Origin of the sequence: Campylobacter concisus (assembly GCF_002914195.1) — a bacterium.
Lineage (GTDB): Bacteria > Campylobacterota > Campylobacteria > Campylobacterales > Campylobacteraceae > Campylobacter_A > Campylobacter_A concisus_M.
This window is the reverse complement of sequence record NZ_PPAU01000004.1, coordinates 1-518: the sequence shown is the minus strand read 5'-3', so window position 1 is coordinate 518 and position 518 is coordinate 1. Positions and strand designations below refer to the sequence as shown.

The window sequence follows — 518 nt, the reverse complement described above, 5'->3', positions numbered from 1 at the left end:
CGGCGTAAGAACATCCGGATTTGCCTGGGTATTAACATACTCCGTGCAGCGAGAGATACCATCCGCTAGCAGACGTGACTCTAAGCGTACTTCCATCGCACATTATAGTTGGCATTGGAATATTAACCAATTGTCCATGGGCTACCCGTTTCGGACTTTGTTTAGGACCCGGCTAACCCTACGAGGACGAGCATCACGTAGGAAACCTGGAGTTTGCTGAGTTGGGGATTCTCACCCCAATTATCGCTACTCATGCCTGCATGCTCACTTGTAATCGCTCCAGCACTCCTTACCGGTATACCGTCAACGCAAATACAACGCTCTCCTACCAATCAGTAAAACTAAGTCTAAAGCTTCGGTACTCATTTTCTCCCCGTTATATTTTCCGCGCAGAATCACTAGACAAGTGAGCCATAACGCTTTCTTTAAAGGCTGGCAGCTTCTCAGCCAACCTCCTGGTTGTTTAAGTACCTCCACATCGTTTTCCACTTAAATGCGATTTAGGGACCATAGCCGTT

Annotated in this window: 1 rRNA gene; it reads right to left on the bottom strand. The window is 47.5% G+C overall.

Features of this window, described 5'->3' with window-relative positions:
- A 23S ribosomal RNA gene (locus CYP28_RS00025) occupies positions 1-518 on the bottom strand; the annotation flags it as partial.